Origin of the sequence: Enterobacter cloacae complex sp. 6730903 (assembly GCF_048283985.1) — a bacterium.
Taxonomy (GTDB): Bacteria; Pseudomonadota; Gammaproteobacteria; order Enterobacterales; family Enterobacteriaceae; genus Enterobacter; species Enterobacter hormaechei_C.
Window position 1 is genome coordinate 1 of sequence record NZ_JBLVXX010000174.1, and the last position, 392, is coordinate 392.

Consider the following 392-nt stretch of genomic DNA (forward strand, 5'->3'; position numbering starts at 1 on the left):
TACAAATAACCTCTCTTGGTTTATTTTCACGTAGGACGTACAATAGTTACTCCTATGTACTTGCTCGTACAAATTGGATTCAAAGCCCTAATGACTGCAATCACTAGGGCTTTACTTATTTAGAAGCATTAAAAGCCTTAACTTCAGAAGCAATAATTCCTAACTTTTCATTCCCATCAAGTAACATTTCACTAACGAATTTCTTGGCAATATCTTTACCGTTTTCCTTATCAGCAATAATTTGCTCTAAGGCATCAGCGGTACGTTCAAGAATAGGTAAATATTCTTGAAGCATTTCCATAATCAATTTTGTTTTTGGTGCTTTAGTCAAAACAGACAATCTCTCTAAACCATAATCGACATCATCAGTAACAGTTAATGCAATACCTTCT

At 34.2% G+C, this 392-nt stretch carries 1 protein-coding gene; it reads right to left on the reverse strand.

The annotated features are described in order from the left end of the window. Positions 1-115: 115 nt before the first annotated feature. The coding region (locus tag ACNQ0W_RS25420) for a hypothetical protein (protein ID WP_417933312.1) at positions 116-392 on the reverse strand (277 nt) is incomplete at its 5' end.